The sequence below is a fragment of the Streptomyces sp. NPDC046887 genome (genome assembly GCF_040644755.1).
GTDB classification, from domain to species: Bacteria; Actinomycetota; Actinomycetes; order Streptomycetales; family Streptomycetaceae; genus Streptomyces; species Streptomyces lichenis.
In genome coordinates, this window is record NZ_JBEYXH010000066.1 from 1 (window position 1) to 15,857 (window position 15,857).

The window sequence follows — 15,857 nt, forward strand, 5'->3', positions numbered from 1 at the left end:
AACCGCCCCTGGTGGACGGCGCGGTACTGACCCTCCAGGTCCCCGGCGAGGACCATGCCCCTTCCGGCACCCAGGAGAACGGGTGCCGGACCCCGGCGAGAGGCGGCGGATGCCGTGGGGAGCGTGGCGGTCTACAGACCGGCGGCGGCGCGCAGGGCGTCGGTGCGGTCGGTGCGCTCCCAGGTGAAGTCGGGCAGCTCGCGGCCGAAGTGGCCGTACGCGGCGGTCTGGGCGTAGATGGGCCGCAGCAGGTCCAGGTCGCGGATGATCGCGGCCGGGCGCAGGTCGAAGACCTGGGTGATGGCGGTCTCGATCTTCTCCACGTCGACCTTGGCGGTGCCGAAGGTCTCCACGAAGAGGCCGACCGGCTCGGCCTTGCCGATGGCGTAGGCGACCTGGACCTCGCAGCGCGAGGCGAGACCGGCGGCCACCACGTTCTTGGCGACCCAGCGCATGGCGTAGGCGGCCGAGCGGTCCACCTTGGACGGGTCCTTGCCGGAGAAGGCACCGCCGCCGTGGCGGGCCATCCCGCCGTAGGTGTCGATGATGATCTTCCGGCCGGTCAGCCCGGCGTCGCCCATCGGGCCGCCGATCTCGAACCGCCCGGTCGGGTTGACCAGCAGGCGGTATCCCTCGGTCTCCAGCTTGATCCCGTCCTCCAGCAGCTGGCCGAGGACGTGCTCCACGACGAACTCGCGGATGTCCGGGGCGAGCAGCGACTCCAGGTCGATGTCGGAGGCGTGCTGGGAGGAGACGACGACGGTGTCCAGGCGGACGGCCTTGTCGCCGTCGTACTCGATGGTCACCTGGGTCTTGCCGTCGGGGCGCAGGTAGGGGATGGTCCCGTTCTTGCGCACCTCGGTCAGCCGGCGGGAGAGCCGGTGGGCCAGGTGGATCGGGAGCGGCATCAGCTCGGGGGTCTCGTCCGAGGCGTAGCCGAACATCAGCCCCTGGTCGCCGGCGCCCTGCTTGTCCAGCTCGTCCTCGTCGCCCTCGACGCGCTTCTCGTAGGCGGTGTCCACGCCCTGGGCGATGTCCGGGGACTGGGCGCCGATGGAGACCGACACCCCGCAGGACGCGCCGTCGAAGCCCTTCTTGGAGGAGTCGTAGCCGATCTCCAGGATCTTGCCCCGCACCAGGGTGGCGATGTCGGCGTAGGCCTTGGTCGTCACCTCGCCGGCGACGTGTACCAGGCCGGTGGTGATCAGGGTCTCCACGGCGACCCGCGAGGTGGGGTCCTCCCGGAGAAGGGCGTCCAGGATGGTGTCGCTGATCTGGTCAGCGATCTTGTCGGGGTGACCTTCGGTCACGGACTCCGAGGTGAACAGGCGACGGGACACAACGCTCCCTGTGTTTGCAGCGGCTGCTGGCGATGGTTTGCGGACCGGCAGGGGGCTGCAGGCCCCTCGTCGATCCGAGGACAGTTTATCGGGCACTTCCGGCGATGGGACCAGGTGTCTCGCACCGTGGGAGACGGATTGGTCACGCGGACGGATCACCTCCGGCTCCATTCCGCCGCATTCCTGCTCCCAAACGCCCGGTTTCCTGCGGATTCCGACCCCTGATCGGGGCGCTGGAAGTTCATCCGGAATTATTCGGCGACACGCGCCGGGCCCCTGCGTGGCACGCGCGGGCCTCCGCGTGGCATGTCCGGTGGGTGGACACGGGCACCTACCCGCCGGTCAGGCGCGCGGCGACCAGGTCCCAGACCGTGTCGGCGAGGTCCTCCTTGGGACCGTACGGGACGGGTGTCTCGGTGCCGTCGGCGGCGAGGACCACGGCCTCGTTGGCCGCGGAGCCGAAGGTCTTGGTCTCCCCCACCTCGTTGACCACCAGCAGGTCGCAGCCCTTGCGGCGGAGCTTGGCGCGGCCGTTGGCCAGCACGTCGTCCGTCTCGGCGGCGAAGCCCACGACCACCTGGCCGGGCCGGGCCCGGTCGGCGGAGACCTCGGCGAGGACATCGGGGTTGCGGACCAGGGCGACGGTCGGCGGCTCCTCGCCGTCGCGCTTCTTGATCTTGCCGGTGGCGTAGGACGCGGGCCGGAAGTCGGCCACCGCCGCGGCCATGACCACCGCGTCGGCGTCGGCGGCCGCCTTGAGCACGGCCTCCCGCAGCTGGACGGCGGTGCCGACGCGGACCACGTCCACCCCGGACGGGTCGGGCAGCGCGCTGTTGGCGGCCACCAGGGTCACCCGGGCCCCGCGGGCCGCCGCGGTGGCGGCCAGCGCGTACCCCTGCTTCCCGGAGGAACGGTTCCCCAGGTAGCGGACCGGGTCCAGCGGCTCCCGCGTCCCGCCCGCGCTGACCACCACATGGCGGCCGGCCAGGTCGGGGGCGACGGGTCCGCGGGCGAGCACCCGGCGGCAGACGGCGAAGATCGCGTCCGGGTCGGGCAGCCGGCCCTTGCCGGAGTCGGCGCCGGTGAGCCGCCCCACGGCGGGCTCGATGACCACGGCGCCGCGGCGCCGCAGGGTGGCCACGTTCTCCTGGGTGGCGGGGTGCTCCCACATCTCGGTGTGCATGGCGGGCGCGAAGACCACCGGACATCGGGCGGTGAGCAGGGTGTTGGTGAGCAGGTCGTCGGCGAGCCCGTGGGCGGCCTTGGCCAGCAGGTCGGCGGTGGCCGGGGCGACCACGACCAGGTCGGCGCCCTGTCCGATGCGGACGTGCGGGACCTCGTGGACGTCCGACCAGACCTCGGTGGAGACCGGGTGGCTGGAGAGCGCCGCCCAGGTGGGGGCGCCCACGAAGTGCAGGGCGGAGGCGGTCGGCACCACCGTGGTGTCATGCCCGGACTCGGTCAGCCGGCGCAGCAGTTCGCACGCCTTGTAGGCGGCGATGCCGCCGCTGACCCCGAGGACGACCTTCGGCTTGTCCACTCGCGCCTCCCGGCTGCTGTCGCTGACGGTGCCATCACACACCACAGGCCCGGGGACGGGTCCACCGGGCCTGCGGAATGCGGTGCTACGGATTTACGCCTACTGGGCGGGGCCCTCGATGGCCTCGGAGGTCAGCAGGCCCGCGTTGATCTCGCGGAGGGCGATCGAGAGCGGCTTCTCGTGGACGTGGGTGTCCACCAGCGGACCGACGTACTCCAGAAGGCCCTCGCCGAGCTGCGAGTAGTACGCGTTGATCTGCCGGGCGCGCTTGGCCGCGTAGATCACGAGGCTGTACTTCGAGTCGGTCGCCTCAAGCAGCTCGTCGATCGGCGGGTTGATGATGCCCTCGGGCGCGGTGATGGAAGAGGACACGCTCTACCTTCCGAAAAGGGGATGAAGATCAGGAAAAAGATCAGACAACTGCCATCAAGGCTAGCAGCTCACGCGCCACGTCCTCGACGGAGGTGTTGACCAGGGTGGTGTCGAACTCGGCCTCGGCGGCCAGTTCGATCTTGGCCGCCTCCAGCCGGCGCTCGATGACCTCGGGCGACTCGGTGCCCCGGCCGGTGAGCCGGCGGACCAGCTCGTCCCAGCTCGGCGGGGCGAGGAAGACCAGCTGCGCCTCGGGCATCGACTCGCGGACCAGCCGGGCGCCCTGGAGGTCGATCTCCAGCAGCACCGGTTCGCCCGACTCCAGCCGCTCCAGCACGGCGCGGCGCGGGGTGCCGTAGCGGTTGCCCGCGAACTCGGCCCACTCCAGCAGTTCGCCGTTGGCGACCAGTTTGTCGAACTCGTCGTCGCCGACGAAGTGGTACTGGACCCCGTCGCGCTCACCGGGCCGGGGTCCCCGGGTGGTGGCGGAGACCGAGAGCCAGACCTCGGGGTGCACCTTGCGCATATGGGCGACGACCGTGCTCTTGCCGACCCCGGAGGGGCCGGAGAGCACGGTCAGCCGCGGACGTACGTCCGGGTGCTCTGGGGCGTCCCCCAGCGGAGCGTGGGGGCGGGTGTCCCCCGGGGTTGTTGCAGCCATGGGGCGATTATTCCAGGTTCACCCGGGTGCCCGGGCCGCAGGTCCGAACCGGTCCCGCGACTGCCCGGAAGCGATCGGAGGCGACCGGAACCGGTCCCCGGAGGGTGCGCATCCCCCCGGGGGCCGCCGGCCACCCGGCGATCAGGCGCCGGCGCCGCCGAACTCGCGTTCCAGGGAGGCGATCTGGTTGGAGCCGAGACCGCGCACCCGGCGGCTCTCGGAGATCCCCAGCCGCTCCATGATCTGCTTGGCGCGGACCTTGCCCACGCCCGGGAGGGACTCCAGCAGGGCGGAGACCTTCATCTTGCCGATGACCTCGTTCTCCTGGCCCTGCTTGATGACCTCGTGGAGGGAGGCGCCGGAGTGCTTGAGTCGATTCTTGACCTCGGCCCGCTCCCGGCGAGCCGCGGCGGCCTTTTCGAGCGCGGCTGCGCGCTGTTCAGGGGTAAGGGGCGGAAGAGCCACGCCTACGTCACCTCGGATGTCGAACTGTCGGATACGGACCGGTGAGGAACCTAGTCGCCCCTCACCAGGCGAGCAACGAGCAACGCAGTGCACGCCGTCTCTGGGTCGGAGACTAGCGGCCCGGGCCGCCGGAGTCAGCGAGAACGAACGAAAAGTCCTGGTCAGGATCGGCCTACCCCGACATTGCCGACATATAGACCCGGTTTTCGACCGGATTCCGCCGCAGGTCGCCGCCGCCCGCTCCCCGGCCGGGGTCCGGAAGGCCTACCCATGGCTGCCCGGGGTAGGCGGACGGTCGCCCTGCGCGGTCAGCCGCGCCGCGAGCGGGGCTCCGTGCTGCCCGCACACGGGTACGGGGCCCGGGAGGCCACCCGACGGTGCCGGGCCGCCCCGGCCCCGTACCGCTCGGCTTCCGACCGCCGCCCGGACCTCGCCCCGTACGCGCTCAGCCGCCGACCGCCGCCCGGACCTCGTCCGCGTACCGCTCGGCCGCCGTGCGCAGTGCGGCCGCGTCCGGGCCGTGGCGCAGCACCCCGCGGCTGACGCTGGGCACCACATTGCGGACCGCCGGGCCGAAGACGGCCGGGAGGTCGGCGGGGGTGGCGCCCTGGGCGCCGATGCCGGGGGCGAGCAGGGGGCCGCCGGTGTCCAGGTCGAAGGAGGACAGGTCGCCGAGGGTGGCGCCGACCACCGCGCCGAAGGAGCCGAGCGGCTGTCCGGCCGAGCGCTCGGCCGCGTTCTCCTCGGCGTTCTCCTCGGTGAGGTGGGCGAGCATGGCGGCGCCCAGGGTGCGGCCGTCGGCGCCGGTGGCGCGCTGGACCTCGGCGCCCTCCGGGTTGGAGGTGAGGGCGAGGACGAAGAGCCCGCAGCCGCTGGCCCGGGCCAGCTCGACGGCCGGCCGGAGCGAGCCGTAGCCGAGGTACGGGGAGACGGTGAGCGCGTCGGAGAAGAGCGGGGCGCCGGGGCGGAGGTAGGTGTCGGCGTAGGCGGCCATGGTGGAGCCGATGTCGCCGCGCTTGGCGTCCATCAGGACCAGGGCCCCGGCGGCGCGCAGTTCGGCGGTGGCGTGCTCCAGCACGGCCAGGCCCCGGGAGCCGAAGCGCTCGAAGAAGGCGCTCTGCGGCTTGAAGACGGCGACCCGGTCGGCGAGGGCGTCCACCACGGTGCGGGTGAAGGAGGTCAGCCCGGCGATGTCGTCGCTCAGGCCCCAGGCCTCCAGGAGGGAGGCGTGCGGGTCGATGCCGACGCAGAGCGGGCCGCGGGTGTCCATGGCCTGGCGCAGCCGGGCGCCGAAGGGGGCGAGGGGCGCGGAGGGAGCCGGGGTGCTCATACGGTGGCCTTCCGGGTGTCGGCGCCGACGGCCTCGGCGAGGGTGGCGTACGGGGAGGCCGCGAGCCGCGCGGCGAGGCCCTTGTGGATCGCGCGGGCGTAGGTGGGGCCCTGGTAGACGAAGGCGCTGTAGCCCTGGACCAGGGTGGCGCCGGCCAGGATGCGCTGCCAGGCGTCCTCGGCGTTCTCGATGCCGCCGACGCCGATCAGGACGAGCCGGTCGCCGACCCGGGCGTACAGCCGGCGCAGCACCGTAAGGGAGCGGTCCTTGAGGGGGGCGCCGGAGAGGCCGCCGGTCTCGCTGGTGAGGAAGGCGGGGGACTTCAGGCCCTCGCGGGCGATGGTGGTGTTGGTGGCGATGATGCCGTCCAGGCCCAGTTCGGCGGCGAGGTCGGCGACGGCGTCCACGTCCTCGTCGGCCAGATCGGGGGCGATCTTGACCAGCAGGGGGACCCGGCGGTCGGTGACGGTGCGGTCGGCGGCCTCGCGGACGGCGGTGAGCAGCGGGCGCAGCGCCTCGGTGGCCTGGAGGTTGCGCAGGCCGGGGGTGTTGGGCGAGGAGACGTTGACCACCAGGTAGTCGGCGTGCCGGGCCAGGCGCTCGGTGGACTTGACGTAGTCGGCGGCGGCCTCGGCCTCGGGGACGACCTTGGTCTTGCCGATGTTGACGCCGACGACCGTCCTGAAGACGGGGGTACGGGTGCGCAGCCGCTCGGCGACGGCGGCGGAGCCGTCGTTGTTGAAGCCCATGCGGTTGATCAGTGCGCGGTCGGCGACCAGCCGGAAGAGCCGCTTCTTGGGGTTGCCCGGCTGGGCTTCGCCGGTGACGGTGCCGATCTCGACGTGGTCGAAGCCGAGCATGGCCATGCCGTCGATGGCGACGGCGTTCTTGTCGAAGCCGGCGGCGAGGCCGAAGGGGCCGTGCATCCGCAGGCCGAGCGCCTCGGTGCGCAGTTCCCGGTAGCGGGGCGCGAGGGCGGCGGCGATGAAGGTGCGCAGGACGGGGATCCGGGCGGCCAGGCGGATCCAGCGGAAGGCGAGGTGGTGGGCGGCCTCGGGGTCCATCCGGGTGAAGAAGAGGCGGAAGAAGAGCGAGTACATGGGTCCTCGGGAGTCCGTACGGCGGGAGGGGCTGGTCATACGAAGGGGGACACCGGTCGATCGGTGTCCCCCTCGCGTGGGCGGCTGCTAGTCGCGGGCCGCGGTCAGGTGCTCGGCGTGCTCCTGGAGGGAGCGGACGCCGACCCCGCCGTGGCCCAGGGCCTCGATGCCCTGGACGGCCGCGGCGAGCGCCTGGACCGTGGTGAGGCAGGGCACCGAGCGGGCGACCGCCGCGGTGCGGATGTCGTAGCCGTCGAGCCGGCCGCCGGTGCCGTACGGGGTGTTGACGATGAGGTCCACCTCGCCGTCGTGGATGAGCTGGACGATGGTCCGCTCGCCGTTGGGGCCGGGGCCCTCGGACTGCTTGCGTACCACGGTGGCGTTGATGCCGTTGCGCTTGAGGACTTCGGCGGTGCCGGAGGTGGCCATCAGCTCGAAGCCGTGGGCGACCAGTTCGCGGGCCGGGAAGATCATCGAGCGCTTGTCGCGGTTGGCGACCGAGATGAAGGCGCGGCCCTTGGTGGGCAGCGGCCCGTAGGCGCCGGCCTGCGACTTGGCGTAGGCGGTGCCGAAGACGGCGTCGATGCCCATGACCTCGCCGGTGGAGCGCATCTCCGGACCGAGGATGGTGTCCACGCCGCGACCGTAGACGTCGCGGAAGCGGGTCCACGGCATCACGGCCTCCTTGACGGAGATCGGCGCGTCCAGCGGCAGGGTGCCGCCGTCGCCGCTCTTCGGCAGCAGGCCCTCCTCGCGCAGCTCGGCGATGGTGGCGCCGAGCCCGATGCGGGCGGCGGCCTTGGCGAGCGGCACCGCGGTGGCCTTGGAGGTGAAGGGCACGGTCCGGGAGGCGCGGGGGTTGGCCTCCAGGACGTAGAGGATGTCCCCGGCCATGGCGAACTGGATGTTGATCAGTCCGCGCACCCCGACGCCCTTGGCGATGGCTTCGGTGGAGGCGCGCAGCCGCTTGATGTCGAAGCCGCCGAGGGTGATCGGGGGCAGCGCGCAGGCGGAGTCGCCGGAGTGGATGCCGGCCTCCTCGATGTGCTCCATGACGCCGCCGAGGTAGAGCTCGTGGCCGTCGTAGAGCGCGTCGACGTCGATCTCTATGGCGTCGTCCAGGAAGCGGTCGACCAGGACCGGGCGGTCGTGGCTGATCTCGGTGGACTCGGCGATGTACGCCTCCAGCCGGGTCTCGTCGTAGACGATCTCCATGCCGCGCCCGCCGAGCACATAGGAGGGGCGGACCAGGACCGGGTAGCCGATCTCGTCGGCGATGGCCTTGGCGCCGGCGAAGGTGGTGGCGGTGCCGTGCTTGGGCGCGGGCAGTCCGGCCTCGGCGAGGACCCGGCCGAAGGCGCCGCGGTCCTCGGCGGCGTGGATGGCCTCCGGGGAGGTGCCGACCACGGGCACGCCGTTGTCCTTGAGGGCCTGGGCGAGGCCCAGCGGGGTCTGCCCGCCGAGCTGGACGACCACTCCGGCGATGGGGCCGGCCTGCGCCTCGGCGTGCACGATCTCCAGCACGTCCTCCAGGGTGAGCGGCTCGAAGTAGAGCCGGTCGGAGGTGTCGTAGTCGGTGGAGACGGTCTCCGGGTTGCAGTTGACCATCACGGTCTCGTAGCCGGCGTCGCTGAGCGCGAAGGAGGCGTGGACGCAGGAGTAGTCGAACTCGATGCCCTGGCCGATGCGGTTGGGCCCGGAGCCGAGGATGATCACGGCGGGCTTCTCGCGCTGGGCGACCTCGCTCTCCTCGTCGTACGAGGAGTAGAAGTACGGGGTCTTCGCGGCGAACTCGGCGGCGCAGGTGTCGACCGTCTTGTAGACCGGGCGGACGCCGAGGGCCTGGCGGACCTCGCGGACCACGTCCTCGCGCAGTCCGCGGATGTCGGCGATCTGGACGTCGGAGAAGCCGTGCCGCTTGGCCTCGGCGAGCAGTTCGGGGTCGAGCCGCTCGGCGGCGGCCAGCTCGTCGGCGATCTCCTTGATCAGGAAGAGCTGGTCCACGAACCAGGGGTCGATCTTCGTGGCGTCGAAGACCTCCTCGGGGGTGGCGCCGGCCCGGATGGCCTGCATCACCGTGTTGATCCGGCCGTCGGTGGGGCGGACCGCCTCGCGCAGCAGCTCGGCCTTGTCGCCCGGGTCGCCGGTGAAGGCGAACTGGCTGCCCTTCTTCTCCAGCGAGCGCAGCGCCTTCTGCAGGGCCTCGGTGAAGTTGCGGCCGATGGCCATGGCCTCGCCGACCGACTTCATGGTGGTGGTGAGGGTGGAGTCGGCCTGCGGGAACTTCTCGAAGGCGAACCGGGGGGCCTTGACCACCACGTAGTCGAGAGTCGGCTCGAAGGAGGCCGGGGTCTTCTCGGTGATGTCGTTGGGGATCTCGTCCAGCGTGTAGCCGACGGCCAGCCGGGCGGCGATCTTGGCAATCGGGAAGCCGGTGGCCTTGGAGGCGAGCGCGGAGGAGCGGGAGACCCGCGGGTTCATCTCGATGACGATGATCCGGCCGTCTTCGGGATCGATCGCGAACTGGATGTTGCAGCCGCCGGTGTCCACGCCGACCTCGCGGATGATCGCGATGCCGATGTCCCGCAGCCGCTGGTACTCGCGGTCGGTGAGGGTCATCGCCGGGGCGACGGTGATGGAGTCGCCGGTGTGCACGCCCATCGGGTCGAAGTTCTCGATGGAGCAGACGACCACGACGTTGTCGTGCTTGTCGCGCATCAGCTCCAGCTCGTACTCCTTCCAGCCGAGGATGGACTCCTCCAGGAGCACCTCGGTGGTCGGGGAGAGCGTGAGGCCCTGGCCGGCGATGCGGCGCAGCTCGTCCTCGTCGTGGGCGAAGCCGGAGCCGGCGCCGCCCATGGTGAAGGAGGGCCGGACGACGACGGGGTAGCCGCCGAGGGTGTCGACGCCCTTGAGGACGTCGTCCATGGAGTGGCAGATCACCGAGCGGGCGGACTCGCCGTGCCCGATCTTCTCCCGTACGGCCTCCACGACGCCCTTGAAGAGGTCGCGGTCCTCGCCCTTGTGGATGGCCTCCACATTGGCGCCGATCAGCTCGACGCCGTACTTCTCCAGCACGCCCTGCTCGTGCATGGAGATGGCGGTGTTGAGCGCGGTCTGGCCGCCCAGGGTGGGCAGCAGGGCGTCCGGGCGCTCCTTGGCGATGATCTTCTCGACGAACTCGGGGGTGATCGGCTCGACGTAGGTGGCGTCGGCGATCTCCGGGTCGGTCATGATCGTGGCCGGGTTGGAGTTGACCAGAATGACCCGCAGGCCCTCGGCCTTGAGCACGCGGCAGGCCTGGGTGCCGGAGTAGTCGAACTCGGCGGCCTGGCCGATGACGATCGGGCCGGAGCCGATGACCAGGACGGACTGGATATCGGTGCGCTTAGGCACGCTCGGCCTCCATCAGGGCGGTGAAGCGATCGAACAGGTACGCGGCGTCGTGCGGGCCGGCCGCCGCCTCGGGGTGGTACTGGACGCTGAAGGCGGGCCGGTCCAGCAGGCGCAGGCCCTCCACCACGTTGTCGTTGAGGCAGACGTGGGAGACCTCGGCGCGGCCGTAGGGGGTGTCGGAGACGGTGTCCAGCGGCGCGTCCACGGCGAAGCCGTGGTTGTGCGCGGTGACCTCGACCTTGCCGGTGGTGCGGTCCTGCACCGGCTGGTTGATGCCCCGGTGGCCGTACTTCAGCTTGTAGGTGCCGAAGCCCAGCGCGCGGCCGAGGATCTGGTTGCCGAAGCAGATGCCGAACAGCGGGGTGGAGCGCTCCAGCACGGCCCGCATCACGGAGACCGGTCCGTCGGCGGTGGCGGGGTCGCCGGGCCCGTTGGAGAAGAACACGCCGTCGGGGTTGACCGCGTAGACGTCCTCGGCGGTGGCGGTGGCGGGCAGCACGTGCACCTCGATGCCGCGCTCGGCCATCCGGTGCGGGGTCATGCCCTTGATGCCCAGGTCCACGGCGGCGACGGTGAACTTCTTCGCACCGATCGCGGGGACGACGTAGGGCTCCTTGGTGGCGACCTCGGCGGCCAGGTCGGCGCCCTTCATCTGCGGGGCGTCCTGCACCCGGGCGAGCAGGGCGGCCTCGTCGGCCAGCGCCTCGCCGGAGAAGATGCCGACCCGCATGGCGCCGCGCTCGCGCAGATGCCGGGTGAGCGCGCGGGTGTCGATGCCGGAGATGCCGACGACGCCCTGGGCGGCCAGCTCCTCGTCCAGGGTGCGGCGCGAGCGCCAGGAGGAGGTGGTCCGGGCGGGGTCGCGGACCACATAGCCGGAGACCCAGATGCGCTTCGACTCGGGGTCCTCGTCGTTGACCCCGGTGTTGCCGACGTGCGGGGCGGTCATGACGACGACCTGCCGGTGGTACGAGGGGTCGGTCAGCGTCTCCTGGTAGCCGGTCATCCCGGTGGAGAACACGGCCTCGCCGAAGGTCTCCCCCACGGCCCCGTAGGCGCGGCCGCGGAAGGTGCGGCCGTCCTCCAGGACGAGTACGGCGGGAGCCTTGGCGGCCCCCCGGGTGAGGGCGGTCGTCATCGTGCGGCGCCTTCCTTGGTAGCGGTGATCTCGTTCATGTCCACGGGGCCGATGGCCTCGACCCAGGAGGTGTGCTCGGCGGCGGTGTCGGAGCGGAAGCCGGAGTCCAGCAGCCGGCCGCCGTGCTCCCAGGTGACGACCAGCAGGCCGCCCTCGGCGAGCACCTTGCCGGCGATCCCCTTGTCCAGCCGGGCGCCGCGCAGCTGCCCGGTGGGGACGAAGAAGTCCCTGGCCCCGGGGCGTACGGCGGTGAGCCCGGCGTCGGTGAGGGTCAGCTCCACCCGGCTGCGGGTACCCAGTCCATGGGCGACGATCCGGTCCAGCCACTGCCCGGCGGTGGTGGAGCCGTGGTAGCGGCCGCTCATCGTGAGCCGGGGCGCGCCGGGCGCGTCCGGGGCCTCGGGCAGTTCGGGCAGGTCGGACTGGAGGCTGCCGCGCCACTTCCAGCCCTGGCGCATCAGCCAGTAGACCAGGGCGACGAAGAGCAGCAGTCCGGCGACCCAGCCGATCCGGGCGGCCCAGTCGGTGACCTCCGCCGACTTCTGCTCGGCGGCCAGCGCGGCCAGTGCGGGGGTGTTGTCGATCAGTGCAGGTGTCACGCCAGCTTCCCGTCCATGAGCGTCGCCCGGCCCCGCAGGAAGGTGTGGGTGACGCGCCCCGGCAGCTCGCGGCCCTCGTAGGGGGTGTTGCGGCTGCGGGAGGCGAAGCCCGCGGGGTCCACGGTTCCACGGTATGCCGGATCGACCAGGGTCAGGTTGGCGGGCTCACCAGCCGAGACGGGCCGTCCGTGGCCGGTGGCGCGGCCGATGCGGGCCGGGGCGAAGGACATCCGGTCGGCGACTCCGGCCCAGTCGAGGAGACCGGTCTCCACCATGGTCTGCTGGACGACCGAGAGCGCGGTCTCCAGGCCGACCATGCCCATGGCGGCGGCGGCCCACTCGCAGTCCTTGTCCTCGTGCGGGTGCGGGGCGTGGTCGGTGGCCACGATGTCGATGGTGCCGTCCGCCAGCGCCTGGCGCAGCGCGAGGACGTCGCGCTCGGTGCGCAGCGGCGGGTTGACCTTGTAGACCGGGTTGTAGCTGCGCACCAGCTCGTCGGTGAGGAGCAGATGGTGCGGGGTGACCTCGGCGGTGACGTCGATGCCGCGGGACTTGGCCCAGCGGACGATCTCCACCGAGCCGGCGGTGGAGAGGTGGCAGATGTGCAGCCGGGAGCCGACGTGCTCGGCGAGCAGCACGTCCCGGGCGATGATCGACTCCTCGGCGACGGCGGGCCAGCCGCCGAGGCCCAGCTCGGCGGAGACGGTGCCCTCGTTCATCTGGGCGCCCTCGGTGAGCCGGGGCTCCTGGGCGTGCTGGGCGACCACGCCGCCGAAGGCCTTCACGTACTCCAGGGCGCGCCGCATGATCACCGCGTCGTCCACGCACTTGCCGTCGTCGGAGAAGACGGTGACCCCGGCGGCGGAGTCGTGCATGGCGCCCAGCTCGGCGAGCTTGCGGCCCTCCAGGCCGACGGTGACGGCGCCGATGGGCTGGACGTCGCAGTAGCCGTGCTCGCGGCCGAGCCGGTAGACCTGCTCGACCACACCGGCGGTGTCGGCGACGGGGAAGGTGTTGGCCATGGCGAACACCGAGGTGAAGCCGCCGGTGGCGGCGGCCCGGGTGCCGGTCAGGACGGTCTCGGAGTCCTCGCGGCCGGGCTCGCGCAGATGGGTGTGCAGGTCGACCAGGCCGGGCAGCAGGACGTGCCCGCCGGCCTCGATGACGGTGGCGTCGTCGGCGGGCAGGCCGGTGCCGGTCGCGGCGATGGTCTCGCCGTCGATCAGCACGTCCTGGACGTCGCCGCCGAGCACCTGCGCACCGCGGATCAGGGTCTTGCTCATCGTTCGTGCTCTCCTCGGTACGAAGGGGGTCAGGCGGCGGACTCGTTGCCGCCGAGCAGCAGGTAGAGGACGGCCATGCGGATGGAGACGCCGTTGGCGACCTGCTCGATCGCGGTGCAGCGCGGGGAGTCGGCGACCTGGGCGGTGATCTCCATGCCGCGGACCATGGGGCCGGGGTGCATCACGATGGCGTGCTCGGGGAGCTTGGCCATCCGGTCGCCGTCCAGGCCGTAGCGGCGCGAGTACTCGCGCTCGGTGGGGAAGAAGGCGGCGTTCATCCGCTCGCGCTGGACGCGCAGCATCATCACCGCGTCGCACTTGGCGAGGGCGGAGTCGAGGTCGTAGGAGACCTCGCAGGGCCAGCTGGTGACGCCGACCGGGAGCAGGGTGGGCGGGGCGACCAGCACCACGTCCGCGCCCAGGGTGTGCAGCAGGTCGACATTGGAGCGGGCCACCCGGCTGTGCAGGATGTCGCCGACGATGACGACCCGCTTACCGGCCAGGTCCCGGCCGAGCCCGGCGTCGTGGCCGACCAGCCGGCGGCGCAGGGTGAAGGCGTCCAGCAGCGCCTGGGTGGGGTGCTGGTGGGTGCCGTCGCCCGCGTTGATCACGGCCGCGTCGATCCAGCCGGAGGTGGCGAGGCGGTAGGGGGCGCCGGAGGCGCCGTGCCGGATGACGACGGCGTCCACGCCCATCGCCTCCAGGGTCTGCGCGGTGTCCTTGAGCGATTCGCCCTTGGAGACCGAGGAGCCCTTCGCGCTGAAGTTGATGACGTCGGCGGAGAGCCGCTTCTCGGCGGCCTCGAAGGAGATCCGGGTGCGGGTGGAGTCCTCGAAGAAGAGGTTGACCACGGTCCGCCCGCGCAGCGTGGGCAGCTTCTTGATCGGCCGGTCGGCGACCCGGGCCATCTCCTCGGCGGTGTCGAGGATCAGCACGGCGTCGTCGCGGGTGAGGTCGGCGGCCGAGATGAGGTGGCGCAGCATCGGGGGTTACTCCAGGTTCGCGTCAGGGTGCGCGGAGGCGTGCGGGCACACGGGGGCGCGGTGCGCCGCGCCGGGGTCCGTCCGTACGTTCCTACGGAGGGGGTACGGGGAGGGGGCTAGCGTTCGCCGGCCGGGGCGGCCTCGCGCACCCCGAGCAGCACGGCGTCCCGGCCGTCCTCCTCGGCGAGCTGGACCTTGACGGCCTCCCGCAACGAGGTGGGGAGGTTCTTGCCCACGTAGTCGGCGCGGATCGGCAGCTCGCGGTGGCCGCGGTCGACCAGCACGGCGAGCTGGACGGCGCGGGGGCGGCCGATGTCGCCGAGCGCGTCCAGGGCGGCGCGGATGGTGCGTCCGGAGAACAGCACGTCGTCGACGAGGACGACCAGCCGGCCGTCGACGCCGTCGGCGGGGATCTCGGTGCGGCCGATGGCGCGGGCGGGCCGCATGCGCAGGTCGTCGCGGTACATGGTGATGTCCAGCGAGCCGACCGGCACGGGCCTGCCGGTGATCTGCTGGAGCTTCTCCGCCAGCCGGCGGGCGAGGAACACCCCGCGGGTGGGGATGCCGAGGAGCACCACGTCGTCGGCGCCCTTGGCGCGCTCGACGATCTCGTGGGCGATGCGGGTCAGTACCCGCGCGATGTCCGGGCCCTCAAGGACGGGGCGCGCGGCATCGGTCTGCTGGTTCGCGTCCATACGAAGCGGACCTCCTTCTCCGCCTCACGGGACGGATCTTAAAGGACGTCTGATGTGCGCCTCCCACCGTACCAGCACGTCGGAGGGGGTCCGTCCGGGGTGGGGACGGCAGCCGGTAGGACCTCTCCGGCTTGACGGAGCCAAGTAACGCTGCGTAACCTCACAGTGAGTTACCAGCCGAGCGGCGAGGCCGCAAAGTTGTTCACAGCGTCCCGGGAGCTATATGTCCAGCGAATACGCAAAACAGCTCGGGGCCAAGCTCCGTGCCATCCGCACCCAGCAGGGCCTCTCCCTCCACGGTGTGGAGGAGAAGTCCCAGGGCCGTTGGAAGGCCGTGGTGGTGGGCTCCTACGAGCGCGGCGACCGTGCCGTGACCGTGCAGCGCCTGGCCGAGCTGGCCGACTTCTACGGTGTCCCGGTGCAGGAGCTGCTGCCGGGGACGACGCCCGGCGGTGCCGCCGAGCCGCCGCCGAAGCTCGTGCTGGACCTGGAGCGACTGGCCCACGTCCCCGCGGAGAAGGCGGGTCCGCTCCAGCGGTACGCGGCGACCATCCAGTCCCAGCGCGGCGACTACAACGGCAAGGTGCTGTCGATCCGCCAGGACGACCTGCGCACCCTCGCGGTCATCTACGACCAGTCGCCGTCGGTGCTCACCGACCAGCTGATCAGCTGGGGCGTGCTGGACGCGGACGCCCGCCGGGCCGTCGCCCACGAGCAGGACGCCTGAGACCGGCCTTCGGGTCCTGTCCCTCCTGTCACAGCAGCCTCAGCAGAAACGTTGCCGCCGGGTGCGGTGAGCGGTCTCGACCCGCCCACCGCACCCGGCGCCGTCGTCTGCCATCCGGACGGTCATCCGGAACACGTCCGGACGGTCATCCGGAACACCGCAGGCGGCGGCGTTCGGGCTGGGACACGAGTGCGGTCGTGTGGAAACCGAAAGGATCGCTCTCCAGCT

General features: G+C 71.9%; 14 protein-coding genes and 1 pseudogene. 1 reads left to right on the forward strand and 14 read right to left on the reverse strand.

Annotated features, from left to right (window positions below; genetic code table 11):
- Nucleotides 1-131 precede the first annotated feature (131 nt).
- From metK to pyrR, 13 genes are all read right to left on the reverse strand, one after another.
- Nucleotides 132-1,340 (reverse strand): methionine adenosyltransferase, encoded by a 1,209-nt coding sequence (gene metK, locus ABZ945_RS32540; RefSeq protein WP_361277013.1) that lies wholly within the window; start codon nt 1,338-1,340, stop codon nt 132-134.
- A 331-nt stretch (nt 1,341-1,671) separates the two neighbouring features.
- Nucleotides 1,672-2,880 carry a bifunctional phosphopantothenoylcysteine decarboxylase/phosphopantothenate--cysteine ligase CoaBC gene (gene coaBC / locus ABZ945_RS32545; protein ID WP_361277015.1) on the reverse strand — a complete coding sequence of 403 codons (1,209 nt, stop codon included), beginning with the start codon at nt 2,878-2,880 and terminating at the stop codon, nt 1,672-1,674.
- 99 nt (nt 2,881-2,979) lie between these two features.
- Nucleotides 2,980-3,252 (reverse strand): DNA-directed RNA polymerase subunit omega, encoded by a 273-nt coding sequence (rpoZ, locus tag ABZ945_RS32550; RefSeq protein ID WP_005319902.1) that lies wholly within the window; start codon nt 3,250-3,252, stop codon nt 2,980-2,982.
- A gap of 40 nt (nt 3,253-3,292) precedes the next feature.
- Nucleotides 3,293-3,913 (reverse strand): guanylate kinase, encoded by a 621-nt coding sequence (gmk, locus tag ABZ945_RS32555; protein ID WP_248636753.1) that lies wholly within the window; start codon nt 3,911-3,913, stop codon nt 3,293-3,295.
- 141 nt (nt 3,914-4,054) lie between these two features.
- A complete protein-coding gene (locus ABZ945_RS32560; protein ID WP_105868359.1) occupies nt 4,055-4,378 on the reverse strand; it encodes an integration host factor in 324 nt (107 codons plus the stop codon).
- Between the two features lie 445 nt (nt 4,379-4,823).
- A complete protein-coding gene (gene pyrF / locus ABZ945_RS32565; RefSeq protein ID WP_361277017.1) occupies nt 4,824-5,708 on the reverse strand; it encodes an orotidine-5'-phosphate decarboxylase in 885 nt (294 codons plus the stop codon).
- A complete protein-coding gene (locus ABZ945_RS32570; RefSeq protein ID WP_361277019.1) occupies nt 5,705-6,808 on the reverse strand; it encodes a quinone-dependent dihydroorotate dehydrogenase in 1,104 nt (367 codons plus the stop codon). The genes pyrF and ABZ945_RS32570 overlap by 4 nt, the downstream gene beginning before the upstream one ends.
- Nucleotides 6,809-6,895: 87 nt before the next feature.
- Nucleotides 6,896-10,204, reverse strand: coding sequence for a carbamoyl-phosphate synthase large subunit (gene carB, locus ABZ945_RS32575; RefSeq protein ID WP_361277021.1), 3,309 nt, complete (start codon nt 10,202-10,204; stop codon nt 6,896-6,898).
- Nucleotides 10,197-11,342, reverse strand: coding sequence for a glutamine-hydrolyzing carbamoyl-phosphate synthase small subunit (carA, locus tag ABZ945_RS32580; protein ID WP_361277023.1), 1,146 nt, complete (start codon nt 11,340-11,342; stop codon nt 10,197-10,199). Before carA ends, carB begins: the two co-directional genes overlap by 8 nt.
- Complete coding sequence (locus ABZ945_RS32585) at nt 11,339-11,941, reverse strand: hypothetical protein (RefSeq protein WP_361277024.1); 603 nt, start codon at nt 11,939-11,941, stop codon at nt 11,339-11,341. Before ABZ945_RS32585 ends, carA begins: the two co-directional genes overlap by 4 nt.
- On the reverse strand, nt 11,938-13,224 hold the full coding sequence (locus tag ABZ945_RS32590) for a dihydroorotase (protein WP_361277026.1): 1,287 nt from the start codon (nt 13,222-13,224) through the stop codon (nt 11,938-11,940). The genes ABZ945_RS32585 and ABZ945_RS32590 overlap by 4 nt, the downstream gene beginning before the upstream one ends.
- Before the next feature lie 29 nt (nt 13,225-13,253).
- Complete coding sequence (locus ABZ945_RS32595) at nt 13,254-14,207, reverse strand: aspartate carbamoyltransferase catalytic subunit (protein WP_361277028.1); 954 nt, start codon at nt 14,205-14,207, stop codon at nt 13,254-13,256.
- A gap of 116 nt (nt 14,208-14,323) precedes the next feature.
- Nucleotides 14,324-14,902 carry a bifunctional pyr operon transcriptional regulator/uracil phosphoribosyltransferase PyrR gene (pyrR, locus tag ABZ945_RS32600; RefSeq protein ID WP_248636745.1) on the reverse strand — a complete coding sequence of 193 codons (579 nt, stop codon included), beginning with the start codon at nt 14,900-14,902 and terminating at the stop codon, nt 14,324-14,326.
- Between the two features lie 223 nt (nt 14,903-15,125).
- Here pyrR and bldD point away from each other — a divergent pair, with 223 nt between their 5' ends.
- Nucleotides 15,126-15,629 (forward strand): transcriptional regulator BldD, encoded by a 504-nt coding sequence (gene bldD, locus ABZ945_RS32605; protein ID WP_248636744.1) that lies wholly within the window; start codon nt 15,126-15,128, stop codon nt 15,627-15,629.
- Between the two features lie 157 nt (nt 15,630-15,786).
- On the opposite strand, the pseudogene ABZ945_RS32610 reads toward bldD, so the two are convergent.
- Nucleotides 15,787-15,857, reverse strand: a pseudogene (locus ABZ945_RS32610) (type II toxin-antitoxin system RelE/ParE family toxin); the annotation flags it as partial.

Excerpts from the sequence above, each read along its gene's own strand:
- gmk (WP_248636753.1), bottom strand. The coding sequence starts at position 3,913 with ATGGCTGCAACAACCCCGGGGGACACCCGCCCCCACGCTCCGCTGGGG.
- pyrF (WP_361277017.1), bottom strand. The coding sequence starts at position 5,708 with ATGAGCACCCCGGCTCCCTCCGCGCCCCTCGCCCCCTTCGGCGCCCGG.
- ABZ945_RS32570 (WP_361277019.1), bottom strand. The coding sequence starts at position 6,808 with ATGTACTCGCTCTTCTTCCGCCTCTTCTTCACCCGGATGGACCCCGAG.
- carA (WP_361277023.1), bottom strand. The coding sequence starts at position 11,342 with ATGACGACCGCCCTCACCCGGGGGGCCGCCAAGGCTCCCGCCGTACTC.
- ABZ945_RS32590 (WP_361277026.1), bottom strand. The coding sequence starts at position 13,224 with ATGAGCAAGACCCTGATCCGCGGTGCGCAGGTGCTCGGCGGCGACGTC.
- ABZ945_RS32595 (WP_361277028.1), bottom strand. The coding sequence starts at position 14,207 with ATGCTGCGCCACCTCATCTCGGCCGCCGACCTCACCCGCGACGACGCC.
- pyrR (WP_248636745.1), bottom strand. The coding sequence starts at position 14,902 with ATGGACGCGAACCAGCAGACCGATGCCGCGCGCCCCGTCCTTGAGGGC.
- bldD (WP_248636744.1), top strand. The coding sequence starts at position 15,126 with ATGTCCAGCGAATACGCAAAACAGCTCGGGGCCAAGCTCCGTGCCATC.